Source organism: Streptomyces botrytidirepellens, assembly GCF_003721215.1.
In the GTDB taxonomy this organism is placed as follows: Bacteria; Actinomycetota; Actinomycetes; order Streptomycetales; family Streptomycetaceae; genus Streptomyces; species Streptomyces himastatinicus.
Map to the genome: position 1 here is coordinate 1 of NZ_RIBZ01000316.1, position 25,929 is coordinate 25,929.

A 25,929-nucleotide genomic window follows, 5' to 3' on the forward strand; every position below is an offset into this window, starting at 1 on the left:
GCGGCGGGGCCGCGCCCCGACGCCCGGCCGGCGCCGGCGGACGACGACACCGAGCGCGCGGTGGCCGCGCTGTGGTCCCGCGTCCTGAGCGACCCCGGCGTAGGGCCGGACTCGGACTACTTCGCGCTCGGCGGCAACTCGATCGGCGGCATCACCCTCATCCGCCAGATCGAAGCCCACTTCCAGGTCCGCATCACCTTCGCCGACCTGTACGAGTACCGCACCGTGCGGCAGATGGCGGCCGTCATCAAGGAACGGCGCACTCGCGGCGAGTACCGAACCGACTGGGTCATCGCCCCACTGGCGGCCGGATCCCGCGTCCCGCTGTCGTACAACCAGGAACAGCTGTGGTTCCTGGACCGGATCTCGCCTCCCGGGCCGCTGTACAACATCCCCAGCACGTTGCGCTACCGGGGGCCCCTGGACGTGCACGCGCTGCGTGCCGCCCTCGCCGACGTGGTCGCCCACCAGGCGGTGCTGCGGACCCGGATCCCCGCCGAGGACGGGCGGCCCTACGCCGTGTTCGACGCGCCCGTCCCGCCGCTCCACCACATCGATGTGCGCGCGGTGTCCCAGGACCGGCGCGAGGCCGAAGTGACGCGGTTGCGGACCGAAGAGGCCCGCGCCCCCTTCGACCTGGCCACCGGGCCGCTGATGCGCGCCACCCTCATCACCGTCGCCGACGACGAGCACGTCCTGCTGCTGACCTGGCACCACATCGTGTGGGACGGCGCGTCCTGGGACATCTTCTTCGAGGAACTGGCGGCGAGCTATGCCGCACGCCGTGCCGGCCGGGCCCCCCAGCTGCCCCACCTCCCCCTCACCTTCGGTGACTTCGCGGCCTGGCAGCGCGACTGGCTCCAAGGCGAGCGCTTCAGCGAGGGCCTGCGGTTCTGGCGCGAGCAACTGGCCGGCATCGAGCCCGCGGAGCTGCCGCTCGACCGGCCCCGCCCGCCCGTCGAATCGCACGCCGGAGACCTGATCGAATTCACGCTGCCCGCGGAACACGCCGCCCGGATACGGCAGTTCAGCCAGGAGGAAGGCGTCAGCACCTTCGTGACCATGCTGGCCGCGGTCAACACCCTGCTCCACCACTGGGGCGGCTGGCGGGACGTGGTGGTGGGCGCCGCCACCAGCGGCCGATTCAACCCCGCGACGCATCCTCTGATCGGCTACTTCAACAACGTGCTGCCCTTCCGCACGCCGGTCGACCCCACCTGTACCTTCCGCGAGCTGGTGCGGCGCAGCGCCCGGACCGTCACTGGCGTCCTCGACCACGAGGAAGTGCCCTTCGGGAAGATCGTCGCCGATCTGAAGCCGCAGCGGGACCCCTCCCGGCACCCCCTGTACACCGTGATGTACACCCACCAGAATGCCGCGTCCCAGCCGCGCACCCTGCCGGAGCTGACGCTGGTGCCCGGCGACGGCCTCGCCGGGGTCGCGCCCGGCACCTCCAAGGCCGACCTGACCCTCGGCGTCTACGACAACGTCGACGGACCGATGAGCGGCTATCTCGAGTACGCTGTCGACCTCTTCGACCCCAGCACGATGCACGGTCTGCTCTCCCGGTTCGAGACACTCATCGCCGCATCGCTGGACGAACCGGACCGTGCGCTGGCCGACCTGTGTCACGGCGCCGAGCAGGCCCGGCCGAGCATCCTGACCACGCCTGCCGCGCAGCCCGCCGGCCCGTCGGTGACGCAGGCGCTCCGCGAGTTCGCCGCCCGCCGGCCGCACCAGCCGGCCGTCGTCGACGGCGACCGCGTCTGCGACTACGCCGCACTCGACCGGCTCACCGACCGGCTTGCCGCCCGCCTGGCCGCCGCAGGGGCCGGCACGGAGGAGCCCGTCGCGGTCCTCGCACCACGGGGTATGGATCTGGTGACGGGCTGGCTCGGCGCGCTCAGGGCGGGCGCCGCGTTCGTGCCCCTCGACCCGGCGGCCCCGGCCGCCCGCACCGAGGAGATCCTCAACGAACTCGGCTGCCGCATCGTCATCACCACGGATCCCCTGACGCTGCCCCATGCCGAGGGGCGCACCGTCCTGACCGTTCCGCCGGGCGACGGGAGCTCCGCCGGACCGCTGCCCGATCCCGCGCCGCATCCGCAGCGCCTCGCCTACATCTGCTTCACCTCCGGTTCCACCGGCCGTCCGCACGGCTGCGCCATCACCCACGGTGCCCTGGACAACCTGCTGACCTGGTTCGGCGCCTGGGCCCGTCTCGAAACCGGCGACCGGGTCGCCCAGTGCTTCGCCGCCGGATTCGACGGCGCGGTCCTGGAGATCCTCGGCACCCTCAGGCACGGCGCCACCCTGCACATCACCCATGACACCCTGCAGACCCCTGCGGCGCTGCTGCGCCGCTTCGCCGACGAACGCATCACGGTCGCCTGCATGCCGACCCCGCTGGCCGAACTCGTCCTCCAGCACGACGAGCATCCCGAGGACCTGGCCCTGCGGGCGCTGGCGGTCGGTGGCGACCGGCTGCGCATCCGCCCGAACCGGCCCACGCCCTGGCGGCTGCTGAACATGTACGGGCCCACCGAATGCGCCGTCGTCGGCACCTGCGGCGAGGTCGGCCCCGCGACGGATGCCGCGCTGCCCGACATCGGCGGCCCCATCCCCGGCACACACGCCTATGTACTCGATGCGGGCCTGCGGCCCTGCCCGGTGGGGGAAGTGGGCGAGCTGTACCTGGGCGGAGCGGGTGTCACGCGCGGCTACCACGGCCTGCCCGCAGCCACTGCCGCCCGCTCGGTGGCCGACCCCTACGTCGGCGAGGCGGGTGCCCGCATGTACCGCACCGGCGACCTGGTGTGCCTGAACGCCGATGGCGTCCTGGAGTTCCACGGCCGCGACGACCGGCAGGTCGAGATACGCGGCCACCGTGTAGAGCCCGCCGAGGTGGAGAGCACCCTCCTGGACCACCCAGCGGTCACCGAGGCGGTCGTCCTGGCCGAACGGACCGCCACCGGAGCTCAGTTGAGCGCGCACATCGCCGTCGAGACCCCGCCCGCCCCGGCAGACCTCAGGGCATGGCTGGATCAGCACCTGCCCGGCTACAGCATCCCGGTCCGGCTGACCACGCACGACCGGCTGCCGCGGACCCTCAACGGCAAGTACGACCGTGCCGCGCTGCTGCGCACGTCGTCGAGCGCCCCCATCCCGCCCGCCCCCGGCAGCACCCTCTCCTACGGCGACAGGAAGGCCACCATGACCAGCGCACCGGTCCACCCCGCTCCCGCGGCCGACACGCGCACAGCCGAGCGCGTGATCGCTGAGATCTGGGAAGAACTGCTGGGTCACCGTCCGGTGCGGCCCGAGGACAACTTCTTCGACATCGGCGGCGACTCGGTGCTCTCCATCGCCGTCGCCGCCCGCGCCGAACGCGCCGGACTGGCTCTGACCCCCCATGACGTCCTTCAGCACCCCACCCTGAGCGACCTCGCCGAGCGCGCCCTGCCCACCCGGGCCACCGCCCGGGCGCCCGAGGCCGTGGCGCCCGGCGGGCCGATCCCGCTCATCCCGATCATGCACGCGATTCTCGAGCGGTCGGCCGACCAGGCTCGCGGCTTCGTCATCGCCGAAACCCTGCACATCGACCCCAGCATCACGGCCGACACGATCCGTGCCGCCCTCGACCTCCTCGTCGACCTCCATGAACCGCTGCGCTACCGGATCAGGAGCAACGCCCTCGGCCACCGCCTGGAATGCGTGGACAGCGAACACACCAGCCTGCTCGACACACGGACGGTGCCCCACCTGAGCGACGACAACCTGGCCGCGTTCCTGCACGGCGACGCCCCCGACGTGATCGCCGGCATCGACCCCGCGCGCGGCTCCATGCTGCGCGGCCGCTACTACGACCGCGGCCCGGCGCGCCCCGGCGTCCTGCTGCTGGCCATCCACCACTTCGTTTTCGATCAGATCTCCATCGTCTCGCTCCTGGAGGATCTCAACGCCGCCCTGCGAGACCCCCGGCACAGCGCTCTGCCGGACGTGCCGGCCACCTCCCGTCGCGCCTGGCGCAGCTGGGCCGCGCATCTGACGCACATCGCCCAGTCCGACGAGCTGTCCGGCGAAGTCACCTACTGGGGCAGCGTCTTGGACGCCGGACGCGCCCGCGTCGCCCTGGCGCCCCGACCCGAAACACCCTGCACCGAGACGGCCATACTCCGGCGCCGGGTGCCGGCCGACCGGGTGGCCCAGGTACTGTCCGCATCCGGAGCGCCCGGACGCGAAGCGGCCCTGGCGGCCGTGGGCTGCGCCGTCAGTCGCTGGCGCGGCGCGCCGGACGCCTATGTGCTCACCGTGAGCGAAGGCTTGCCCCATGCGTACCGGCCCGGGAACCGCGCCAACTCGCTGGGCTGGTTCACCAGCGCCTTCCCGCTCGTCCTGCCCGCCGCCACCGGGCAGCGCGCCGACGAGGCGCTGCCCCACGTCGCCGAGATCCTGCGCGCGGTGCCCAACGACGGCGTGGGTTACGGCGTCCTGCGCCACTTGAGCCCCGACAGCGCCGCCACCCGCGCGCTGCGCGCTCTGCCCGAGCCGGAGATCCTGGTCGAGCACAACGCGACCAGCCATCACACCCTCAACTCATCGGCCGCACCCGCGCTCATCGGCGGGCCGCTCGCCCTACAGCAGAACGCGCTGCTGTCCTACCTGCCGATCGCGATCGTCACCCACGTCGTCGACGGGGAACTGGACATCACCGTCGCCCACGACGCACGCGTCGGGGACCGTCGCCTCGACGAACTGGCCGACCATCTGATCGACGCCTTCACAGAGCTGATCGGGAAGGCCTGACATGGCCGCCCCGCTCGCCGTCCGCGCCGCCTCCTGGTACCTGCCCGGCCACCGCATCGCGGTGGCCGACCTGCCCGAGCTGGCCGCCCTCGATCCCCGCGAGCAGCAGAACTGCCGGTCACTGGGCATCGAGACGGTCACCGCCGACGACACCCTCGGTGCGGACGAGCTGGCGCTCGCAGCCGCCCGGCAGACTCTCGCCGAAGCCGGCCTGGACCCCGTCGACCTGCATGCGCTTGTGGTGGTCGAATCCCGAGCCCCGGGCTCGCTCATGGCCTCGGAGGCGACCCGGCTACAGGACCTGCTCGGCGCCCGGAAGGCCACCGTGTTCTCCGTCGGTGGCCTGGGGTGCGTCTCCATCACCCCGGCGCTGCTCGCCGCCCGCGGCATGCTCGCCGCCGACCTGCATCTCGACCACGTCCTGGTCGTACACGGCAACAAGCCCGCCACACCCGCCCGTTACCGGCACCCGGTCACCGTCAACGGGGACAGCGGCCAGGCCCTGCTCCTCGGCCGCACCGGCCCGGTGCGCGTCCTCGACATCGCCCAGGAGACCAACGGCGCCCACTGGGACCTGTTCCATGTGCCCTTCCGCGACCGGCCCGTGGCTCTATGGCGCGAGGAATGCCGGGACACGGAGACCTACTCCTTCCAACTCGCCCTGGAGACCCGCAACCGGCTGCGCACCATGCTCACCGGCCTGCTGGACCGCGCCGGCCTGAGCCGCGACGACATCGACGGGTTCGTCAGCCAGAACCTGTCCGCCGGCGGCTTCGCCTTCACCGAGGACGCCCTCGGCATCAAGCTGCTGCCCGCCTGCCGCGACAACCTCAGCAGCTACGGCCATCTGGGGCCCAACGACGTCCTGCTCAATCTCTACACGGCGCTCGGCCGGGGTGAACTGCCCGACGCCGCCCGCACCGTCCTGATCAACGTGAGCCCGGTGGCCGCCTGGAGCCTGCTCCTCGTCGAGACCGGCCACGGAGAAGACCATACGCACCACCTGTAGCCCAAGGAGAGAACCTCATGGACACGGCGACCGCAGACCTACTCGCGTTCCTGGCCGCGTCGCTGGGCACCGAAGTCGGTCCCGACGACGACTACTTCGCCGCCGGACTCACCGACTCGCTGTTCGCCCTCGAACTGGTCAGCTTCGTCGAGCACCGCTTTCAGCTCACCATCGAGGTCGAGGATCTGCACCTGGACCACTTCCGCACCGCCACACGCGTCCTCGCCTTCGTCCAGGGCAAGGGGCCCGAGCCCATCACGTCACGCTCATGAGCGTGACGACCGGGTCCTCCGGCCCCGAGGCGGCCACGGCCGTCGACGCGGCCGCGTTCGCCGCGTCGGTGCGCGACGACGCCACGGTGTGGGACCAGCAAGGGCGCCTCCCCGATTCGGTTCGCCAACAGGCCGCGCAGGACGGGCTGTTAGCCGTCTCCCTGCCCACCGCCTACGGGGGCGCGGGCGGCTCACCGGACGACCTGGCCCAGGTGTGCGCCCAAGTGGGCGCGGTGTGCAGCACGCTGCGCGGGCTTGTCACCGTGCAGGAGATGGTGACCGCCGCGGTGCTGCGCTGGGGCACGCCCGAGCAGCGCGGGCTGTGGCTGCCGCTGCTGGCGCGCGGCGGGATGTTCGCCGGTTTCGCCGCCACCGAAGCCGGCGCGGGCACCGCCCTGGCCGCGGTGAACACCCACGTTCGCGGCAGCGGCGACCACGTGCTGGTCACCGGCCGTAAGGTGTGGATCACCTTCGGACAGACCGCAGACGTCTTCCTGGTCCTGGGCAAGGCCGCCGACCGCCCCGTCGCCGTGCTCGTCGAGGGAGACCGGCCCGGCGTACACCGCGAGCCCGTCCAGGGACACCTGGGCATGCGCGCCGCCGGCATCGCGCACGTCTCCTTCGACGGCGTACGCGTGCCGCGCACCCACCTGGTCGGCCCGCCCGGCTCAGGCCTGCGGCACGTCATCGGCACCGCCCTCGACCACGGCCGGTTCACCGTCGCCTGGGGGTCCGTCGGCATGGCCGAGGCCTGCCTCGACACTGCCGCCGCCCACGCCGCGCGCCGGACCCAGGGCGGCGTGGCGCTCGCCGAACACCAACTGGTGCGCTCGGTGCTCGCCCGCGCCGCCGTGGACACCGCAGCGGCACACGCACTGTGCACCCGCGCCACCCGGTCACGCACCGAAAGGCGTCCGGAAGCCGTGTCCGAGACCGTGCTCGCCAAGTACGCAGCCGCCCGGGCCGCCGCCGACGTCAGTTCCGGCGCCGTGCAGATCCTCGGCGCGGCCGGGATAGCCCCGGACAGCCTGGCCGGGCGCTTCTTCCGCGACGCCAAGGTGATGCAGCTCATCGAAGGCTCCGAGCACGTGTCCGAACTCCATATAGCCGGCCGGCTGCTGCGCCGGCACGGCTTCCATCCCGCGACCGGCTCCCCCACCCAGGAGGCCGCCTCATGACCACCCCCACCACTGCGGCCACGACCGGCCCCGCCCCCACGATCAAGTGCCTGGTCTGGGACCTCGACGGCACCCTGTGGCAGGGCACCCTCCTGGAGGGCGACGCCCCCCAACCCGACGCCGCGGCCCTCACCACCCTGCACACTCTCGACGAACGCGGCATCCTGCACGCCGTGGCCAGCCGCAGCGACCACGCCCTGGCCACCGCGCACCTGGCGGCCCTGGGCCTGGACGACCTGTTCACCGTGGTGGAGATCGGCTGGGGCGCCAAGTCGCGGGCCGTCCAGCGCATCGCCGAGACCCTCAACATCGGTATCGACGCGCTGGCGTTCATCGACAACGACGCCGTCGAACGGGCCGAAGTGGCCTCCGCCCACCCCGCCGTACGCTGCTACCGGGCCGAGCAGGTGGCCGAGCTGCCCGACCTGCCCGCATTCCAGCCGCCCTTCGTCACCGACGAGAGCCGCGTCCGCCGTCACCTCTACGGTGCTGAACTGAGCCGCAAGAAGGCCCAGGAGTCCTTCGAGGGACCCGCCGGGGAGTTCCTCGCCACGCTCGGGCTGACCCTGACCATCCGCCCCGCCGACGAGGACGACCTCCAGCGCGCCCACGAGCTGACGGTTCGCACCCATCAGTTGAACACCACCGGCCAGACCTACGACATGGACGAGTTGCGCACACTGATCAGCTCGCCGCACCACCAGGTCTTGGTCACAAGCCTCGAGGACCGGTACGGCTCGTACGGCACCATCGGGCTGGCGGTCAGCGAACTGACCGCGGAGACCAGCACGTTGCAACTGCTGCTGCTCTCCTGCCGGGTGATGTCGCGTGGTGTGGGCCCGGCCCTGATCGGCCACCTGGTCCGCGAGGCCCTGGCCGCGGGCCGCCGCCCGGTCGCCGAGTTCGTTCCCACCGACGTCAATCGTGTGATGCTGATCAACCTGCGCTTCGCGGGCTTCGAGGTCATCAGCCGCAGCGGAGGAGGACGGATCCTCCTGGGCTTCGACCCATCAGCCGAACCGCACCCCGCCGATGGCGCGGTCCGCATCGTCACTCCCCCCGCCCAGCCCGTGCCCGCCCCGTCACCCCTCTGATCCGGAGACCTCTGTGGACACCACCTCCGCCCCCGCTGCCGCACCGCTGGCCATCGGCGTGATCGGCGCAGGCACCATGGGCCTGGGCGTAGCCCAGGCCCTGGCCGCCGCCGGCCACCAGGTGACCGCCGTCGACCCCGTCCCCGCCGCCCTGAACAGCGCCCCCGACCGGCTGCGCGCGGGCCTGCGCGCAGCCGTCCTGCTCGGCAGGCAGGAGGCCGCCACGACAGGCTCCACGGCCGAACGCATCCGCTTCACCGCCGAACTGAAAGACCTGCACAACGCGTCCTTCTTGATCGAATGCGCCCCTGAACGCATCTCCCTGAAGCAAGACCTCTACAGCGCACTCGACACCCTCTGCTCGCGCGACACCGTGATCGCCACCTGCACGTCCGCCATCCCCGTCGAGCTCCTGAGCATCCGCGTCCAGGCCCCTGAACGCATCCTGGGCATGCACTTCATGAACCCGGCCTACGCCAAGGACGCCGTCGAAGTCATCCGCGGCAAGGACACCGGCGACGCCACCCTCGCCCGCGCCCACCACCTGCTGCACACCATGGGCAAGAAGGGCATCGTCGTCCACGACGCCCCGGGCTTCGTCTCCAACCGCGTTCTGATGGCCACCGTCAACGACGCGGCCACCGTGGTCCAGGAAGGCACTGCCGACGCCACGGCGGTGGACGCGATCTTCCAGGACTGCTTCGGCCACGCCATGGGTCCACTGCGCACCGCCGACCTGATCGGTCTCGACATCATCGTCGACACGTTGCACGTACTGCGCGAGCTCACCGACAGCCCGCAGTTCACCCCGTGCGCTCTGCTCGCCCGCCTGGTGGCACAGGGCAAGCTGGGCCGCAAGACCGGCGAGGGATTCCATCGCTACGCGACCCAGCAGGCGTAGCGGTGTCCGGCGCCCGGCCGGGCCGTTGCGAGAGCCGGGCTCCAAGGAGCGGCGGGTGCGCCTCAGGTCCGTCCCTCGCGAGGGGGGAGAGCGGTCACACCAATGTCGTGTTCGCTGCACGAGCGAGCCTCCGCAGCTGCCGGTGTGGCTCCTTCTCAGTGGCGCGCGCGTAGTTCCAGGGTGCAGCACTTGGCGCCGCCGCCGCCCTTGAGCAGCTCGGTCAGGTCGATGCCGATGGGCACGAAGCCGTGTTCCCGGAGCTGGTCCGGCAGCCGATTCGCCTGTTGGGGAATGATCACATGAAGGCCATCGGACACGGCGTTCAGGCCGAAGACCGCGGCGTCGGACGCGTCCGCCAGGATGGCGTCCGGGAACCGCTCCGCAAGCAGCGCCCTGCTCCGCGGCGAGAACGCCTCGGGGTTGTACATGATCTCGTTGTCGTCGAGCACGGCAAGAGCCGTGTCGAGGTGGTAGTACCTTTCATCGGCCAGCGTCAGGCCGAGCACCGGCTTGCCGAAGAACTCCCGTATTTCGTCGCGCGCCTTCGGCTCACTGCGGAACCCCGTGCCCGCCAGGACGACGTCGCCCGCGTACAGGAAGTCCCCCTCGCCCTCGTTGACGTACTCGGCCTGCCGAGCGTCCCAGCCGCGTACCCGGAACCAGTCCAGATAGGCCGGCGACTCGTCCGCACGCTGCTCGTAACGGAAGCGGGCGACCAGCGCACGGCCGTCCACGACCGTCGCGCCGTTGGCGGAATACACCATGTCCGGCAGTCCGGCGACGGGCTCGACCAGCTCAACCGTGTGCCCCAGTTCGACCAGTAAGTCGTGCAGCGTTTTCCACTGGGCGAGTCCACGCTCCGTGGATGTGGGGCGCGAGGGGTCCATCCATGGGTTTATGGAATAAGAGACGTCAAAGAACGTCGGCTCGCACATGAGGTAGTGCCGCGGCCGGGCGGTCCGCCTCTGTTTGGATCCGCCGCCGTTGCTGCTCTGCCGCACTCGGGTCCCCTTCCCTCGGTCAACTGTGGACAGTGACTCGATTCCGTGGTGCGTCATATTCCGTGCTCGCGAATGCGAGATTCTCAGACGGGCGCTCGATCCGCCATCCCTGTCCTGGTGACGGGACAGTCGTCCGATTCCACCGATCACTACCCGTGAGGCACGCGCAGAATATCATCACCGGCGCGTTCTGCTTTCCATGGTGAGCTAATTTCACGGCAGTCGGCCCATGAGCTCGGCGGTCTCACGATGCAGGCCGCAATCCCGTCGGGCGAAGGACTCCCGCACCAGTTCACGGACTTCGGGCTGCTGTTCCTGGCTGAGTTTGAACATGCCCTCGGCCCCGGTCACCCGCACCCGGAAAGCGCCCACGCCGGGCACGATCCGGCGGAAGTACTCCACCGACTCCGACATGTCCCAGCCGGTGCCGAGTTCGGCTTCGAAGGCGCGCACGGTGGACTGCACCACGCCGAGGGTCTCTTCGAGAGATTCGATCTTCTCGACGACACCGTGCACATGCACCGCGGTGAAATCCCACGTAGGCGCGGCGGGGGTCTTCCGGTAAACCGTCGGAGAGACGTATGCGTGCGGGCCGGTGAAAACCAGCAGCACCACATCGCCCGACCGGAGCGCCGACCAGTGCGGGTTCTTCCGGTTCATGTGCCCGAGCAGGAGCGCTCCGGACAGATCGGCTCTCCACTCCTCGTCCATCTGCGGGTCCTGAATGACGGGCAGATGCGTCGCGAACGGACCGTCGGCGGTGGTGCCATTGGTCGTCAGAAGTGCCAAGGGATTGCGGCGCATGAGATCGACCATCCACATACCGTCTGGCTCGCGATACTGGCAAGGTACGAACATCGGGTACTGATCCTTTCATGGGGGCCCTACGACTGTATTCATGTCCTGCCGACGGGACACGAACGCCTTGAATGGTTCATCGGGCAGGTCTACGTTGGCGGGCGGTCGACATCAATTGAAGCTCGCTCGGACGTGGCCCTCCAGGGATGCGGAGAATTCTTTATGGGTAATCGTGAACACGAGACGTACGACGTGGTCGGTGTCGGTTTCGGCCCGTCCAACCTGTCGCTCGCCGTGGCCCTGAACGAGCAACGGGTGAACACTCCGGGGCGTGAGATCAGCGCCGCCTTCTTCGAACGTCAGCCTACGTTCGGCTGGCACCGCAACATGCTGCTGCCGTCGGCGACCATGCAGATATCCTTTCTCAAGGATTTGGTCACGTTCCGCGATCCGACGTCGAGTTTCAGCTTCATCGCGTATCTGCACGCTTCGGGCCGGCTGCCCCAGTTCGCCAACAACCAGGACTTCTTCCCGACGCGCCAGGAGTTCCACCAGTACCTGGAATGGGCGCAGGCACGCGTGGCTCATCTCGTCACCTACGGCTCGGAAGTGACGTCGGTTCGGCTGCCGCACGGCGCCGATCCGGAGTCGGCAGGCCATCTGGAGATCGAAGTCCGGGACGTCACCGGCCGAGGCACCCGCGTGATCAACGCGCGGAACGTCGTCGTCTCGACGGGCCTCGTCCGGAACATGCCCGACGGAACGGAGTGCGACGAACGGGTCTGGCACAGCTCCGAGTTCCTGGAGAAGTACCGACGGATGGATCCGGGCGAGCTACGGCGCGTGGCGGTGGTCGGGGCGGGGCAGAGCGCGGCCGAGATCACCCGGTTCCTGTACGACGAACTCCCGCACGCCCAGGTGTGGGCGATCATCCCGTCCTACGGCTACTCCGTGGCGGACGACACTCCCTTCGCCAACCAGGTGTTCGATCCGAGCGCAGTCGACGACTACTACTACGGCACCGAGCAGACGCGCGAGGCTTTCTGGCGGTACCACCGCAACACGAACTACTCGGTCGTCGACGACGAGGTGATCAGGGACCTGTACCGGCGCTCGTACGACGACGAAGTGCGCGGCACCAAACGGCTGCACGTGCTCAACCTGACGAGGGTCTCCGGCGTCAAGCGCGCCGGCGCCGAGACGCGGGTCTCCCTCCAGGCGGGGCTCGACGGCAGTGTGTACGACCTGGATTTCGATGCCCTGGTCTGCGCGACGGGCTACGACACGATGGAGGCCACCGGTCTTCTCGGGGACCTCGACCGCTTCTGCCTGCGGGACGAGACGGGACGGTACCGAGTGGAGCGGGACTACCGCATCACCACCAGCCCCGAACTGCTCTGCGGGCTCTACCTCCAGGGCGGCACCGAGCACACCCACGGCCTCACCTCTTCGCTGCTGTCGAACATCGCCGTACGCAGCGGCGAGATCGCCGACTCGATCATCGCCAGGCCGGCAAAGCGGGACGTGAACCAGGCGATCCCCGTCGAGGTCGGCCACGAAGGCGGCTGAACCCCCGAAGCCGAAGGCCGGGACCGGCGCCGTGCCGTGGTCCCGGCCTCCCGCCGCCCACGGCTACACGGAAGCGTTCTCGGGCGGCAGGGGCCCGGAAGCGGGTGATGGCCGTGAGGTGTCGGCCGCGCACATCCTCGTCCTCCGCACCGAGTCCCTCCCGGAGGGCCTGACGCAGCACCCCGAGCCGGCCGCTGTGCCGGTTGCGGTGCACCTCTGGTGCCGCCGCACCCACACTTCCCGGCGGCCAACCGCCCGGAAGACCCCGCCATGAGCCGCTTCGTCCTGGGCGGGACGCCGTCCGTGCCCGTCGCCCCCGCTCACGAGGGCCGACGTCAGGTGCGGTGGATCGTGATGTCTCCGTAGGAGGTCTGCGCCCGCACGTCGATCGATTCCTCGGGCGACTTTGCGGCGTCCTCCAGCGCGTTATGCACCCGCCCGTATCCAGTCGTCAGATCCAGCCTCGCCGGGCGGCCCGCGCCGATGCCGATCTCCAGGTCACCGGTTGCGGTCTTGAGCGCGACGGCGCCGCGGGTCACTTCCCCGATACGGATGCTGCCGTTGGAGGTTTGTGCGTCGGTCTGAAGACCCGATGCCTGGTCGATCGAGATGTCACCGTTGGCGCCGCGGACCTGGACGCCACCGGTGACCCTGCCGATTTCCGTGTTGCCGTTGGAGTTCTTGACCACGGCCGCGCCGTCGATTTCTCCGATACGGATCCGCCCGGTGCCGGTGCTGACCTCGGCGTCGCCGTCGACTCGGCCCACGGTGATGTGGCCGCCCGCCGTGTCCAGGTGCAACGAGCCGATGTGGTCGAGTTGGACGTGCCCGGTGGATGTCTTGAACGTGCACTCCCCGAGGCGGCCGGAGCAGCGCAGGTCTCCCACCGCCGCTTCGCCACGCACATGCGAGCCGGTCGGTAGTGCGACCGACACGTCCACCGAGCGGGTCTTGCGGGAGAAGTCCATTGCCCGGGGCTTCGGGGTCTTGATCACCAATACGCCGTCGGCGTACTCGACGCTTGCCTGCTCGGCGGCCTTCACATCCGAGTCGTCGGTCTTGTCGGTTGGCCGTACCTCGACGAAGGTGTCGGTCCGGTCTTCGGCGGTGATCTGCACGTCGCCGACACTGATTTCGATCGTGACGGAAATCGGTTCAGGGGTATCGAAAACAGGCATGGCTTCCCTTTTCACGATTGCTGATGGACGTCCCCGCACGTCGGGACGAGAGATAACGGCCGGTTGGGTCAGCGCACCCAGGCGGTGTAGCGCTGCCGGCCTCGTTTGCCGCGACGAACGGCGACGCAGGGAGCGCGGTCCTGCTGCACCATGGCGGAGGCCATCTGCCCCAACCACGCGTCCACCGAGCGGCCTTCGCGGCTGGCAGCTCGCTCGATCGCAGCCTTCAGCTGCTGGGGAATGCGCACGTTGATTCGTGCTGTGACACCTTCCTCGGCGCTCAGCGTGCCGCTGCCGACCACGGTCTCGGGCGACCGCTCAGGCGACGATGGCGTCACGACGAAGTTCGGGTCGCGTCCACGGATACGAAGTTCAACCGAGCCTGGGGCGAGGTCGCGGTTGATTTCGTCCGCAGCCGCTACCAGCGCGTCGAACAACGTGAGTCGGATCACCGGCTCCAGCCGTGCTGCCAGTGCTCCGGCATCGCCGCTGTCGATCTCTGCGAGCGCCGCGAACTCGCGCGCGAGTTTATCCACGAACGGACTGACATCCATGGCGCCATCATGGCGTATCCATGGCGCCATTTCAACTGCTGTGACCCGGGTGGCGCCACCGGAGTCCCCTGCGAGTGACAACGCAGGTCACCGAGACGGGAAGGCCGCGCGAACCTCACGGGCCGCTCTGGCCACATTGGCGCCACCCAGGCCGTGCCGGGCGTCACTGGCGTCTTCGAGCGTGATGAGCCGGCAGGCCACTGGTTTTCATCGAATGGACTTCCGGTTGTACTGAGCCAGCGCCCAGACGTAGCCGAGTACAGCGATCGCGAAGGACCAGATGGCAGTGGCCAGGATGTCGTCACCGGCGGGCGCGCCGTCGAGCAGGCTCCTGACGGACTCGATGAACGGGGTGAAGGGCTGGTACTCCGAGAACCAACGCAGTCCATCGGGCATCGATTCGGCCGGTACGAAGCTGCTGCCCAGGAACGGCAACAGAACCAGGGGCATGGGCATGTTGCTGGCGACCGTTGCGGAATTCGCGAACGTGCCGATGGCGACGGCCAACCAGCTGAGGGCGAACGTGATCAGGGTGAGCACACCGACTACGCCGAGCCAGTCCGTGGCGTCAGCGGCAGGCCGGTAGCCGAGCAGGAGGGAGATGGCCAGAACACCGACGATGCCGAGAAGGGTCTGGATGATGGCGCCCGCGACGTGGCCGGTCAGCACCGCACCGCGGGCGATCGCCATGGTTCGGAAGCGCGCGATGATCCCCTCCGTCATATCGGTGTTCACCGAGACGGACGTGCCCTGGGCGCTGGCAGCGAGGCCGATGATGAGGATGCCCGGGACGACGTACCCGAGGTAGCCGTCGGTCCCGGAGACGCTGATGCCGGCGCCAAGCGTGTTGCCGAAGACGTAGACGAACAGCAGCAGGAAGATCACCGGCAGGGCGATGACGACGATCACCTGGGACGGATCGCGCTGCATCCTCGTGAGGTTGCGCCCGAGCATGGTGAGTGCGTCGCTGAACGGGTGTGTGGTCGTCCTGCGCGGAGCCGGAGCGATAGTGGGGCTGCTCATCGTGTCGCGCTCCCCTCTTTCTTGCTGGTCGCGCCGGTCAGCGCGAGGAACACATCGTCGAGGTTGGGTGTCTGCACCGACAGAGCGAGCGGTTCGATCCGCGCGTGGTCCAGCTGGTCGAGCACGGCTCGGATCGAGCCGGTACCGGCGGCGTCCATCGGGACAGCAAGGGTGAACGTCTCTTCCTCACGCATCGATTCCGGCACCGCGAGGGCCGCGGCATCGAGAGCGATGGTGTCGGCGAAGCGCAGCTCGATACGGCCACCACCGATCCGAGCCTTGAGCTCCTCAGAGGTGCCTTCGGCGACGAGCTTGCCGCCGTCGAGCACGGCGATCCGGTCAGCGAGCCGGTCGGCCTCCTCGAGGTACTGGGTGGTGAGGAACACCGTGGTCCCGTGGGCCACCACCTCGCGGACGATGTCCCACATCGCCTGCCGACTGCGGGGATCGAGACCGGTCGTGGGCTCGTCAAGGAAGATGATCGGGGGTTGGTCCAGCAGGGTCAGGGCCAGATCGAGCTTGCGGCGCATGCCGCCGGAGTACGTGTGCAGCGGTTTCTTCGCCGCGTCACCGAGCTCGAACAACTCCAGCAGGTCCGCGATCCGGCGGCGGGCGGCCGCGCGGTCAAGGTGCCGAAGTTTGGCGATCAGACGCAGGTTCTCCTCGCCGGTGAGCAGCTTGTCCACCGCCGCGAACTGGCCGGTGAGCCCGATGGCCGAGCGCACGGCGTTGGGCTCCTTCCTCAGGTCATGGCCGGCGACGCGGACCTGGCCGTCGTCGGCCTGGACGAGGGTGCTGAGGATGTGCACCGTGGTGGTCTTCCCAGCGCCGTTCGGCCCCAGCAGGGCGAACACGCTCCCCGTGGGCACGTCGAGATCGATGCCCGCCAGCACCTCCTTCGCGCCATAGGACTTGCGTAACCCCCGCATCCACACCGCGGGGACGCCATCGGCTTCAGCCATCGGTGATCGACTCCTCATCGTACGCTGTTCAAGTCGGACTTGAACAGCGTACGATAGGTCTCGAACGGTGTGCAAGTGAGTCTCGGACAGTGTTCAAGTTAGGCTGGGTATATGACTCGTCGAACCATGAGCCGGGCGCAAATCGTCAGTGCTGCCATCGAGCTGCTCGACGAGGAGGGCCTCGACGGCCTGAGTATGCGGCGGCTCGGGCAACGTCTCGGCTCGGCCGCGACGTCGGTGTACTGGCACGTGCAGAGCAAGGAGAATCTGATCGCGCTGGCCAGTGACCGCATCTGGGGCGAGATTTCAGTGCTTGACCCCGGTGAGGTGGGATGGCGGCGGGCCGCCGTCGAGCTGGCGCGCAGCACGTACGGGCTCGGCGTCACGCATCACTGGCTGATCCCCGCGATCCCCAGCTGCCTGGCCTACGGCGCCGGAATGGCTCGCTGCCAGGACCACAGCTACGCCATCTTCGAGGCCGCGGGTTTCACCGGGGTCGACCTCGACTGGGCGGTCAACACGCTGTTCACCTTCGTGATCGGCGCCGCCTACCAGGACTCCTCACAGGCCATGTTGTTGAAGAGCCAGAAGGACAGCGAGAAAGTACAGCTGCAACTACAGGAGGCCGTGGTCAACGCCAACCAGATCGTGGCCCAGTTCCCCCGCCTCCAGGCGAGGGTGGCGGAACAGGCGCAGTTGAACGCGGATCCGCGCACCGCGCGCACCGATGCACTCGAGTTCGGGCTCGGTGTTGTCCTCGACGGTATGTCAGTTCGGCTCGACAGGAGCCTGGCCCGGCTGAGTGGTTCCGATGTGGCTCAGCCGTCGTAGGCGATAAGTGACCTGGTGATGGGTGCGCCGATGGTGCGGTTGTTCCAGATGCGCCTCCCGGTCGGCGTCCTCGCGGTGGAGCCCTTCGGAAATCGCCATGCCACGCAGGAGCTGCACGGTCAGCTCGGCCACCGGCGGAGAGCCGGGCGCGGCGGTGGCCTCCGGGCCGAGTACGTCACCGAGCACCCGGTACAAGCCCCGCCCCGCCGGGCGGCGCCGCCTGCCGCCCGGCCCTCGTCGTGCCGCAGAATCTCGCGCAGCCGCGGACTGGTCCGCACCACCAGCCGGCCGATCGCCGCCCCGAGCAGGTCCTCGTGCGTCGGGAAGTGCACCGCCGTCGGCGCCTGATCACGGGCGCTCCTCCCCCGACAGCCGATCGCAGCTTGGAGGAGCCCCCTCTGTCCGACGCCCGGTGCCACCGTGGCGGTCGCCGGAGCGGCCGGTGCGGTCGGCGGCTACGCCGTCCAGCTGGTTCCCTGAGCTGGTGCGCAAGGAGGTGCCGAGCGGTGTCGACGGACTCATCGACACCGCGGGCATCGCCGAACCCGCCTCCCGCGCGGTGCGCGACGGTGGCCGCGTGGCGACGTCGCGCCACGGCATCCAGGTGTCCGGTGACCGCGGCATCGTGGTCAAGACGACGTTCCCCCCGCTGCTGGAGACTGGCGGCCTCCGCGGACGGGTGGTGCCCGCCTTCTGAGCCACAGCCGGCGTACTGCGGCCCCAAGGCGCACCTGCCCGCCACCGTCGACTTCGTCCTACGAGGCAGCAGGTCAGCCCGTCCCTGAGGGCGGAGACAGAAGTCGTCGTGCACTCCACGTGAGGGGTGTGCGGGAACAGGTGGAAGTGCACCCGCGACAAGCTCCCTCCCTCAACAACGCCGCAGGTCAGTGGCCCTTCCCCGCCGGCTCCAGCACCGCCACGCACTCCACGTGGTGGGTCACCGGGAACAGGTCGAACGCGCGCAGGCGGCGCGGGGTGTAGCCCGCGTCGTGGAAGTAGGCGAGGTCGCGGGCCAGGGCTGCGGGGTCGCAGGCTACGTAGGCGATGCGGCGGGCGCCCAGGGAGGCGAGGTGGGCGACCGTTTCCTTGCCCGCGCCGGAGCGGGGCGGGTCGAGGACGATCAGGTCGGCCTCGGTGATGCCGGTGCGGGGCAGGACCTGCTCGACCTTGCCGTGTTCGATGCGGACGCGGTCCAGGTCCTGGAGGTTGTGGCGGGCGTCTTCGGCCGCGCGCTTGGAGGACTCGATGCCGAGCACCGCGCCGCGCTCGCCGACGCGCTCTCCGAGGGCGCCCGCGAAGAGGCCGACGCCGCAGTAGAGGTCGAGCGCGGTGTCGCCCTTGCGCGGCATGAGGCCCTGCATGACGGCCTCGACGAGCAGGTCCGCGGCCTTGGGGTGGACCTGCCAGAAGCCGCCCTCGCCGACGCGCCAGGTGCGGTCCGCGGCGCGTTCGCGGACGAAGGGGCGGCCGTGGACGCGGTGGACGAGGCGGTGGCGCTCGCGGCCGCGGGACTCGGCGATGCGCAGGACGGAGACCGGGCGGTCGAGTTCGACGATCGGCAGCCGGGCGCCGGGGCGGGGGGTGAGGACGACCTGGCGGTCGGAGGAGCCGGTGGCGGCGATGGCCTCGACGCTTTCGATCTGCGGCCATTCCCGCTTCTCGATGCCGAGTTCGGTGACCCCGGGCGCGGCGATCAGGCAGTGGTCGACGGGCTCCACCTCGTGCGAGCGGTGGCGGCGCAGCCCGGGGCGGCCCGCCTCGTCCACCGCGTACTGGAGCCGGGTGCGCCAGGCCGGGACCTCACCGCGGGCCACCTTGTCGCCGGGGGCGGGCTCGACGGTGCCGTCCCAGCGGGCGGCCTCGGGGGTGAGCCCGGCCAGCCGCTGGAGCTGCTCGGTGATCACCTCGGCCTTGAGCCTGCGCTGGGCGCCGGGGGCGACGTGCTGCCAGTCGCAGCCGCCGCACCGGCCGGGGCCGGAGAACGGGCAGGGGGCTTCCACCCGGTCCTTGGCGGGGTCCAGGATCCGCACCGCGTCGGCGCGCAGGAAGCGCGCGCCCTCCTCGCCCTCGGTGACCCGGGCGACGACCCGTTCACCGGGCAGGGTGTGGCGTACGAACAGCACCTGGCCCTCGGCGGTCCGGGCGATGCAGTGGCCGCCGTGCGCCACCGGGCCGACCTCGACCTCGTACTCCTCGCCGACCAGCGACGCCTTGGGTTCACTTTGCATGGCGGGCTCGGCTCCAGAGGGGGTGAGGGGGTGGGCGGAACAGCAGCCCACCAGTCTACGTCCCCGTATCCCCGCCCCGCACAAAGGCTATCGGCCAGGCGTCCGGACGCCCGCCTTATCGGCCTTGCGCTCGCCCTTCGGCCGCGGCGGCACCACGGGGCCGCGCCGGACCGAGCCCGGGGCGTTCCACTCGGCGCGCTTGCGGGCGCGCTTGCGGGCCAGCTCCGAGGAGTCCAGCTGCCAGGGCACGGAGGTCACCATCACGCCGGGGGTGAACAGCAGCCGGCCCTTGAGCCGCAGCGCGCTCTGGTTGTGCAGCAGGTGCTCGTACCAGTGGCCGACCACGTACTCGGGGATGTAGACGGAGACCACGTCGCGCGGGCTCTCCCGGCGCAGTCCCTTGACGTAGTCGATGACCGGCCGGGTGATCTCGCGGTACGGCGAGTCGAGGATCTTCAGCGGGACGTCGATGCCGCGCTCGTGCCACGCGGACTGAAGCGCCTTGGTCTCGGCGGGGTCGACGTTGATGCTCAGCGCCTCCAGCCGGTGGGAGCGCATCAGCTTGGCGTAGGCCAGGGCGCGCAGCGTCGGCTTGTGGATCTTGGAGACGAGGACGATGGAGTGCACCCGGGAGGGGCGGACCTCGTCCTCGTCGTGCTGCTCCTCGGCCGCGGCCAGTTCCTCGGAGACGCCGTCGTAGTGGCGCCGGATCGCCGTCATGGTGATGTAGAAGACGGCCATGCCGAGCAGCGCCACCCACGCGCCGTGGGTGAACTTGGTCAGCAGCACGACGACCAGGACCAGCCCGGTGAAGAAGGCGCCGAAGGTGTTGATCGCGCGGGCGCGGATCATGCGGCGCCGGGCGGCCGGGTCGCGCTCACCGGCCAGGTGGCGGTTCCAGTGCCGGACCATGCCGGTCTGGCTGAGGGTGAAGGAGACGAAGACGCCGACGATGTAGAGCTGGATCAGCCGGGTCGAGTCCGCGCCGTAGATGTAGACGAGGACCGCCGCGGCCCCGGCGAGCAGCACGATGCCGTTGGAGAAGGCGAGCCGGTCGCCGCGGGTGTGCAGCTGGCGCGGCAGGTAGCGGTCCTGGGCGAGGATCGAGCCGAGCAGCGGGAAGCCGTTGTACGCGGTGTTGGCGGCCAGGAACAGGACCAGCGCGGTGGCCGCGGCGAGCACCACGAACAGGAACGAGCCGTCGCCGAAGACGGCGGCCGCGACCTGCGAGATCACGGGGTTCTGGGTGTAACCGGAACCGAGCGCGGCGCCGTCTTTGAACAGGTCGTGGGCCGGGTCCTCGGCCATCTTGACGTTGGTGACCATGGCGAGGGTGATGATGCCGACGAACATGGTGACCGCGAGGCCGCCCATCAGCGCCAGCGTCGTCGCGGCGTTCCGGCTCTTGGGCTTGCGGAAGGCGGGCACCCCGTTGCTGATGGCCTCGACGCCGGTGAGCGCGGCGCAGCCGTCGGAGAAGGCGCGCAGCAGCAGGAAGACGAGCGCGAAGCCGGCCAGCCCGGTCTGTTCGGCGTGGACCTCGAAACCGGCGGTGGGGGCCTTCATGTCGTCGCCGAGGACGAGCGCGCGGTAGGCGCCCCAGAGGATCATCACGAAGACGCCGCCGACGAAGACGTACGTGGGGATCGCGAAGAGCTTGCCCGACTCGCGGACGCCGCGCAGGTTCATCAGGGTCAGCAACAGGATGATCGCGACCGCGCAGAGCGTCTTGTGCTCGACGATGAAGGGGACCGCGGAGCCGAGGTTCTCCACACCGGAGGAGATCGACACGGCCACCGTCAGGACGTAGTCCACCAGCAGGGCGCTGGCAACGGTGAGTCCCGCCTTGGGGCCGAGGTTGGTGTTGGCGACCTCGTAATCACCGCCCCCGCTGGGGTACGCGTGCACGTTCTGGCGGTACGACGCGACCACCGTGAACATGAGCACGATGATCGCGATCGTGATCCACGGTGAGTACTTGTAGGCCGACGCACCCGCCACGGAAAGGACGATCATCACCTGCCCAGGCGCATACGCGACGGAGGACAGGGGGTCGGAGGCGAAGACGGGGAGCGCGATGCGCTTCGGGAGGAGGGTCTCCCCCAGCTTGTCGCTGCGCAGCGCGCGCCCGATCAGGATCCGTTTCGGGACGTCGGTCAGTTTGGACACGCAGAGGATCGTAAAGGGTGGGCCGGGCGCCCGCCCAGCCGCCTGCCCACCCGGAGACGGGCGGGCGGCCGGGCGGGCCGTACGGCGGTCAGGACAGCCGTACCGGCAGGGCGCGGTGGCCGTTGGAAATGAAGGACTCCATCGGCTCCAGCGCGTCCTGCCCGGACGCTAGCGAGAGTCGAGGGAAGCGGTCGAACAGGGCCGGGAGCGCGATCGCGGCCTCCAGCCGGGCCAGCGGCGCGCCCACGCACAGATGGACGCCGTGGCCGAAGGCGAGATGGCTCTTGATCTGCCGGGTGACGTCGAAGGCGGCGGCGTCCCCGCCGTGGATCTCGGGGTCGCGTCCGGCGGCCGCGTAGGCGGCGAGGATCGCGTCGCCCTTGCGCAGCACCACCCCGTCCTCCAGCTCGATGTCCTCGACGGCGTAGCGCAGCGGCAGGTTGGCGACCGGGGCGGAGTGCCGCAGCGTCTCCTCGATCACGTCCTCCCACGAGGCCCGGCCCTCGCGCACATGGGCGAGTTGCTCGGGGTGGGTGAGGAGCGCGTGGACGGCGTTGTCCAGGAGGTTGACCGTGGTCTCGTGCCCGGCGGTGAGCATCAGCGCCAGGGTGTCGCACAGCTCACGCTCGCTCAGCGGCGAGTCCTCCTCGCTGCGCACGGCGATCAGGCCGCTGGTCAGGTCGTCGCCGGGCCGCTCGCGCTTGGAGGCCACGAGCGCCTCCATGATGGCGTCCATCTCGGCGGAGGCGGCCGCGACCTCCTCCGGCGAGGTGGTGGTGCGGAAGGAGCTGTCGGCGAACGCGCTCATCCGCGCGCGCAGCCCCTCGTCGGTGAGCCCGAACAGCTCGTAGATCACCCGGAGCGGCAGCGGGTACGCGTACCCCTCGCGCAGATCGACCGGACGGCCCGGCGGGGTGGCCGCCAGCCGGTCCAGCAGGTCGGCGCAGATCTCCTCGATGCGCGGCCGCAGGGCGGCGGTGCGCCGCGCGGTGAACGCCTTGGAGACCAGGGTGCGCAGCCTGCGGTGGTCGGCGCCGTAGGCCGTGAACATGTTCTGCACGGCCACCCAGGCGATCAGCGGCCAGTCGGACGGGACCTCACCCTCGTTCCAGGCCCGCCAGTGCAGGCGCGGGTTCTTGGACACCCGCGGGTCGGTCAGGAGCTGCTTGAGCAGGCTCTGGCGGCTTATCGCCCACGCCACCAAGCCCCCAGGAAGCTCCACAGGTGTCGCGGGCCCTTGGCCTCGGACGCGCTCGGCTTCGGCGTGGATGTCGCTGCCGGTGGGGTCGAGGACGAGGGGACGGGACTCGTGGACCACTGGTTGTCTCCCTGGGGCTCGGCGGGCTGTCGTTGCGCGGGCACGGCCGCGGCGGGCGGCATGGAGGCGGGTCCGGGGGTCGGCTTCGTGAGGACGGGGAACCGCACGGGCAGCGAGGCCAGGGCGCGGTTGAAGGGGCCGGGGCGCCAGGTCAACTGGTCGGACGACACCGCGAGTTGCATGTCGGGGAGGCGGTCGAGGAGCCGTTCGATGGCGACGGAGGCGATGACCCGGGCGGGGCCCTCGGCGGGGCAGCGGTGGGCGCCCACGCTCCAGGCGAGGTGGGCCCGGTTGCCGGCGCGGCCCTGGGAGGTCAGCTCGGGGTCGGTGTTGGCCGCGGCGTAGCTGGTGAGCACCGCGTCGCCCTTGCGCAGCCGTACGCCGCCCATCTCGACGTCGTAGCGGGCGAACCGGGTACCGAAGTTGGCCAGCGGTGGGTCGGCCCACAGCACCTCGTCCAGGGCGTCCTGGACGGGCAGGCTGCCCCCGGACAGCTCACCGGCGAACCGGTCGTCCGACAGCAGCAGCCGCAGCGCGTTGCCGATCAGGTTCACCTGGGGTTCGGTACCGGCCGCCATCAGCAGCGCGATCTGCTGCATCAGCTCGTCGTCGGCCAGCCGCGAGGGATGGGCGATCATCCAGGAGGTGACGTCGGCGCCGGGCTTCTGGCGCTTGGCGTCGACGAGGTCCGCCATGTAGCGCGACAGGTCCTGGTTGGCCTGCCCCGTTTCGGCGGTGCTCGCGTCGAACATGATCGTGAGGATCCGGATCAGTTCGCTGCTCTGCTCCGGAGGGGCGCCGAAGAGCCGGTTGAACACCATCAGCGGGATGATCCCCGCGTACTCGCTCAGCAGCTCGGCCTCGCCCCGCTCCACGAAGGAGTCGATGAGGGTGTCCGCGCTGCGCTCCACGTAGTCGCTCAGCGCGTGCGAGTCCACGCGGCTGAGGCTGTCGGTGATCGCCCCGCGGTAGCGGGCGTGCTGCTCGCCGTCGGTGAACAGGGCATTGGGCCGGAACTCCATCATCGGCAGCACGGGGCTGTCTTCCGGGAGCCGGCCCTCGGTGAGGGCGGCCCAGTTCCGCGGGTCCTTGGCGAACCGCTCGGTGTCGCGCAGGACCTCCAGCGCCGTGGAGTAGCCGGTGACCAGGTACGCGTCGACGCCCGGGGCGAGTTCCACCGGGGTGATGGGCCCCGCGGCCCGCATCCGGGCGTAGAACCCGTGCGGATCGGCGGCGAAGTCGGCGCCGTACATCGGCACCCGGGCGCCATGCCCCAGGGGACCGGCGGAACCGGCCGCGCCGCCTTGGTGCGCGGGGCAGCCCGGCGGTGGTGCGGTTCCGGTGACGGCCTCGAGGTCTGGACGGTGGGTCACACATTCTCCTGGGACGAACTAGCTGGTGTGCCGGGCCTGCAAATACTGGACGAGGGCGATCAGGGCGTGGGTGGAGGAGATCCGGTCCCTGGCGTCACAGGTGACCAGCGGGGTCTCCGGCAGCAGATCGAGCGCCTCCCGGACCTCCGTCTCGGCGAAGCGGGGCGCGCCCTCGAAGTGGTTGACGGCGACGGCGTACGGCAGGCCCTGCTCCTCCAGGACGGCCATCACCGGGAAGGACTGCTCCAGCCGACGGGTGTCGGCGAGCACCAGCGCGCCCAGCGCGCCGTTCGTCATGTCCTTCCACATCCGGGTGAAGCGCTGCTGTCCGGGCGCGCCGAAGAGGTACAGGACCAGGGACTCGCTGAGGGTGAGCCGGCCGAAGTCCATGGCGACCGTGGTGGTCGTCTTCTCCTCGATGCCGGCGAGGTCGTCGATGAGCGCACCGGCCTGAGTCATCGTCTCCTCGGTGCGCAGCGGCCGGATTTCGGACAGCGAGCCCACGAAGGTCGTCTTGCCGACCGCGAAGTGCCCGACGACCAGCAGCTTGGCCGCGGTCCGTACGGTCTGGGGCAGATAGACCGCGCCCCGGTCAGAGGCGAGCGCGGAGTCCATCGAGCACCTCCTGGAGGAGCTGGGTCTCGGGGAGTTCGGCCTTCGGGATGGGGGCCCGGGTGCTGATGTGGCCGCTGTCGACCAGATCGCTCAGCAGCACCTTGGTGACGCTCACCGGCAGCTCCAGATACCCGGCGACCTCGGCGACCGACAGCGCGCCGCCGAGGCAGAGGTCCATGACCCCCCGCTTCTCCGGGCTGAGCCCGGTGAGCGGCCGGTCGGGGTGGGCCATGACCAGGGTCACCAGGTCGAAGGTGTTGCGGCTCGGGTAGGCACGGCCGTCGGTCACGACATACGGCCGTACCAATCCTCGTTCGCGCCTGCCCGGACTCATGCGGGACTGCCGATCCCCTGCCAGGCCGCGCCCTGCCGCGGCGGGCTCGTCAGTTCCTTGCCCAGCCGGTCGACCAGCTTCTGCATCCGGTAGCTGACCGCCTCCATGTCCACGTGCTCGGTGGCCGAGACGGCCAGGTACGCGCCGGGACCGGCGGCGATCAGGAAGACGTAGCCGCCGACGAACTCCACCAGCGTCTGCTGCCAGGGCGTCTCCTCGCGGTCGCAGAACTCGGAGGTGCTGCGGCTGATCGACTGGAGCCCGGAGAGCGCCGCGGCCTGGCGTTCGGCCTCGTCCCGCGCGATGCCCGCGGAGTGTGCCCGCAGCATCCCGTCCGCGGAGAGCAGGATCGCGTGCCGTGCCTCCGGCATCTTGACCACCTCGTCGAGCATCCATCCCAGCTCGTTGTTCATGTGGTCGTTCATGCCTGGCGGTTCCCTTCTTCGGTGTGAGGGGCGGCATCCTGTGTGACGCCACGGCCGGAGCGCGTACCGCGCGCGAACGCGCCCATGCGCTTGGCGGTCTCTTCGGCCGAGCGGACACGGTGCGACCCCGTGTCGGGTTCGGGGGCGCCGGACCGCGGTCCGGGCGCGGTGGGCCCGTCCACCGGTGGGGCGGCGGTGGGCTGCCGGCGGCGGCGCTTGGGCAGACCGCCCGCGGTCTCCCCGTACACGCGCGTCGCCTCGTCGTCCGCGGGCGCGTGGGCCGGGGCCGCG

23 protein-coding genes and 1 pseudogene are annotated in these 25,929 nt (G+C 70.3%); 10 read left to right on the plus strand and 14 right to left on the minus strand.

From position 1 onward, the window contains the following. The 6 genes from EEJ42_RS27200 to EEJ42_RS27225 all read left to right on the plus strand — a co-directional run. The coding region (locus EEJ42_RS27200; RefSeq protein ID WP_123103901.1) for a non-ribosomal peptide synthetase at nucleotides 1-4,806 on the plus strand (4,806 nt) is incomplete at its 5' end. Nucleotide 4,807: 1 nt separating this feature from the next. Next, entirely contained in the window at nucleotides 4,808-5,815 is a 1,008-nt protein-coding gene (locus EEJ42_RS27205; protein ID WP_123103903.1) for a beta-ketoacyl-[acyl-carrier-protein] synthase family protein, read from the plus strand. Nucleotides 5,816-5,832: 17 nt separating this feature from the next. Beyond that, a complete protein-coding gene (locus EEJ42_RS27210; protein ID WP_123103905.1) occupies nucleotides 5,833-6,087 on the plus strand; it encodes an acyl carrier protein in 255 nt (84 codons plus the stop codon). After that, nucleotides 6,084-7,265 (plus strand): acyl-CoA dehydrogenase family protein, encoded by a 1,182-nt coding sequence (locus EEJ42_RS27215; protein ID WP_123103907.1) that lies wholly within the window; start codon nucleotides 6,084-6,086, stop codon nucleotides 7,263-7,265. The genes EEJ42_RS27210 and EEJ42_RS27215 overlap by 4 nt, the downstream gene beginning before the upstream one ends. Further along, nucleotides 7,262-8,359, plus strand: coding sequence for an HAD-IIIC family phosphatase (locus EEJ42_RS27220; RefSeq protein WP_123103909.1), 1,098 nt, complete (start codon nucleotides 7,262-7,264; stop codon nucleotides 8,357-8,359). Before EEJ42_RS27215 ends, EEJ42_RS27220 begins: the two co-directional genes overlap by 4 nt. Nucleotides 8,360-8,372: 13 nt before the next feature. Next, a complete protein-coding gene (locus tag EEJ42_RS27225; RefSeq protein WP_246097418.1) occupies nucleotides 8,373-9,260 on the plus strand; it encodes a 3-hydroxyacyl-CoA dehydrogenase family protein in 888 nt (295 codons plus the stop codon). 155 nt (nucleotides 9,261-9,415) lie between these two features. Here the strand turns inward: EEJ42_RS27225 and ddaH are convergent, their stop codons facing one another. Both ddaH and EEJ42_RS27235 read right to left on the minus strand, forming a co-directional pair. Continuing rightward, nucleotides 9,416-10,318 carry a dimethylargininase gene (gene ddaH / locus EEJ42_RS27230; protein ID WP_184503298.1) on the minus strand — a complete coding sequence of 301 codons (903 nt, stop codon included), beginning with the start codon at nucleotides 10,316-10,318 and terminating at the stop codon, nucleotides 9,416-9,418. A 156-nt stretch (nucleotides 10,319-10,474) separates the two neighbouring features. Further along, on the minus strand, nucleotides 10,475-11,119 hold the full coding sequence (locus tag EEJ42_RS27235; protein ID WP_123103911.1) for an FMN-binding negative transcriptional regulator: 645 nt from the start codon (nucleotides 11,117-11,119) through the stop codon (nucleotides 10,475-10,477). A 162-nt stretch (nucleotides 11,120-11,281) separates the two neighbouring features. Between EEJ42_RS27235 and EEJ42_RS27240 the strand changes: the two genes are divergently transcribed. Further along, entirely contained in the window at nucleotides 11,282-12,628 is a 1,347-nt protein-coding gene (locus EEJ42_RS27240) for a lysine N(6)-hydroxylase/L-ornithine N(5)-oxygenase family protein (RefSeq protein ID WP_123103913.1), read from the plus strand. A 335-nt stretch (nucleotides 12,629-12,963) separates the two neighbouring features. Here the strand turns inward: EEJ42_RS27240 and EEJ42_RS27245 are convergent, their stop codons facing one another. From EEJ42_RS27245 to EEJ42_RS27260, 4 genes are all read right to left on the minus strand, one after another. Then, nucleotides 12,964-13,821, minus strand: coding sequence for a DUF4097 family beta strand repeat-containing protein (locus tag EEJ42_RS27245; RefSeq protein ID WP_246097420.1), 858 nt, complete (start codon nucleotides 13,819-13,821; stop codon nucleotides 12,964-12,966). Nucleotides 13,822-13,874: 53 nt separating this feature from the next. Continuing rightward, nucleotides 13,875-14,360, minus strand: coding sequence for a hypothetical protein (locus EEJ42_RS27250; protein ID WP_123103917.1), 486 nt, complete (start codon nucleotides 14,358-14,360; stop codon nucleotides 13,875-13,877). Between the two features lie 207 nt (nucleotides 14,361-14,567). Further along, nucleotides 14,568-15,383, minus strand: a complete 816-nt coding sequence (locus EEJ42_RS27255; RefSeq protein ID WP_123103919.1) for an ABC transporter permease — start codon at nucleotides 15,381-15,383, stop codon at nucleotides 14,568-14,570. Next, nucleotides 15,380-16,345, minus strand: coding sequence for an ATP-binding cassette domain-containing protein (locus tag EEJ42_RS27260; protein WP_123103921.1), 966 nt, complete (start codon nucleotides 16,343-16,345; stop codon nucleotides 15,380-15,382). Before EEJ42_RS27260 ends, EEJ42_RS27255 begins: the two co-directional genes overlap by 4 nt. A gap of 111 nt (nucleotides 16,346-16,456) precedes the next feature. On the opposite strand from EEJ42_RS27260, the gene EEJ42_RS27265 reads away from it, so the two are divergent. The 3 genes from EEJ42_RS27265 to EEJ42_RS27275 all read left to right on the plus strand — a co-directional run bounded on the left by EEJ42_RS27265 (nucleotide 16,457) and on the right by EEJ42_RS27275 (nucleotide 17,873). Beyond that, nucleotides 16,457-17,176, plus strand: a complete 720-nt coding sequence (locus EEJ42_RS27265; RefSeq protein WP_123103923.1) for a TetR/AcrR family transcriptional regulator — start codon at nucleotides 16,457-16,459, stop codon at nucleotides 17,174-17,176. 18 nt (nucleotides 17,177-17,194) lie between these two features. After that, complete coding sequence (locus EEJ42_RS27270; protein ID WP_123103925.1) at nucleotides 17,195-17,524, plus strand: hypothetical protein; 330 nt, start codon at nucleotides 17,195-17,197, stop codon at nucleotides 17,522-17,524. Between the two features lie 94 nt (nucleotides 17,525-17,618). After that, nucleotides 17,619-17,873 (plus strand): hypothetical protein, encoded by a 255-nt coding sequence (locus EEJ42_RS27275; protein WP_148082040.1) that lies wholly within the window; start codon nucleotides 17,619-17,621, stop codon nucleotides 17,871-17,873. A 187-nt stretch (nucleotides 17,874-18,060) separates the two neighbouring features. Here EEJ42_RS27275 and EEJ42_RS27280 read toward each other — a convergent pair whose 3' ends face one another. The 8 genes and pseudogenes from EEJ42_RS27280 to EEJ42_RS51145 all read right to left on the minus strand — a co-directional run. Beyond that, nucleotides 18,061-19,404: a class I SAM-dependent RNA methyltransferase gene (locus tag EEJ42_RS27280; RefSeq protein WP_123103929.1), complete on the minus strand. Its 1,344-nt coding sequence runs from the start codon at nucleotides 19,402-19,404 to the stop codon at nucleotides 18,061-18,063. 87 nt (nucleotides 19,405-19,491) lie between these two features. Beyond that, complete coding sequence (locus tag EEJ42_RS27285) at nucleotides 19,492-21,573, minus strand: APC family permease (protein ID WP_123103931.1); 2,082 nt, start codon at nucleotides 21,571-21,573, stop codon at nucleotides 19,492-19,494. Between the two features lie 88 nt (nucleotides 21,574-21,661). Beyond that, nucleotides 21,662-22,777, minus strand: coding sequence for a cytochrome P450 family protein (locus EEJ42_RS27290; protein WP_246097422.1), 1,116 nt, complete (start codon nucleotides 22,775-22,777; stop codon nucleotides 21,662-21,664). Then, the gene (locus EEJ42_RS53170) at nucleotides 22,759-24,144 is read right to left on the minus strand and encodes a cytochrome P450 (RefSeq protein WP_425472965.1); all 1,386 of its coding nucleotides are present in this window, start codon (nucleotides 24,142-24,144) and stop codon (nucleotides 22,759-22,761) included. Before EEJ42_RS53170 ends, EEJ42_RS27290 begins: the two co-directional genes overlap by 19 nt. A 138-nt stretch (nucleotides 24,145-24,282) precedes the next feature. Next, nucleotides 24,283-24,879, minus strand: coding sequence for a GTP-binding protein (locus tag EEJ42_RS27295; RefSeq protein WP_123103935.1), 597 nt, complete (start codon nucleotides 24,877-24,879; stop codon nucleotides 24,283-24,285). Continuing rightward, complete coding sequence (locus tag EEJ42_RS27300) at nucleotides 24,857-25,213, minus strand: DUF742 domain-containing protein (protein WP_123103937.1); 357 nt, start codon at nucleotides 25,211-25,213, stop codon at nucleotides 24,857-24,859. The genes EEJ42_RS27295 and EEJ42_RS27300 overlap by 23 nt, the downstream gene beginning before the upstream one ends. Continuing rightward, on the minus strand, nucleotides 25,210-25,638 hold the full coding sequence (locus tag EEJ42_RS27305; protein WP_123103938.1) for a roadblock/LC7 domain-containing protein: 429 nt from the start codon (nucleotides 25,636-25,638) through the stop codon (nucleotides 25,210-25,212). The genes EEJ42_RS27300 and EEJ42_RS27305 overlap by 4 nt, the downstream gene beginning before the upstream one ends. Next, a pseudogene (locus tag EEJ42_RS51145) lies at nucleotides 25,635-25,929 on the minus strand (ATP-binding protein); the annotation flags it as partial. The pseudogene EEJ42_RS51145 and the gene EEJ42_RS27305, both read right to left, overlap by 4 nt.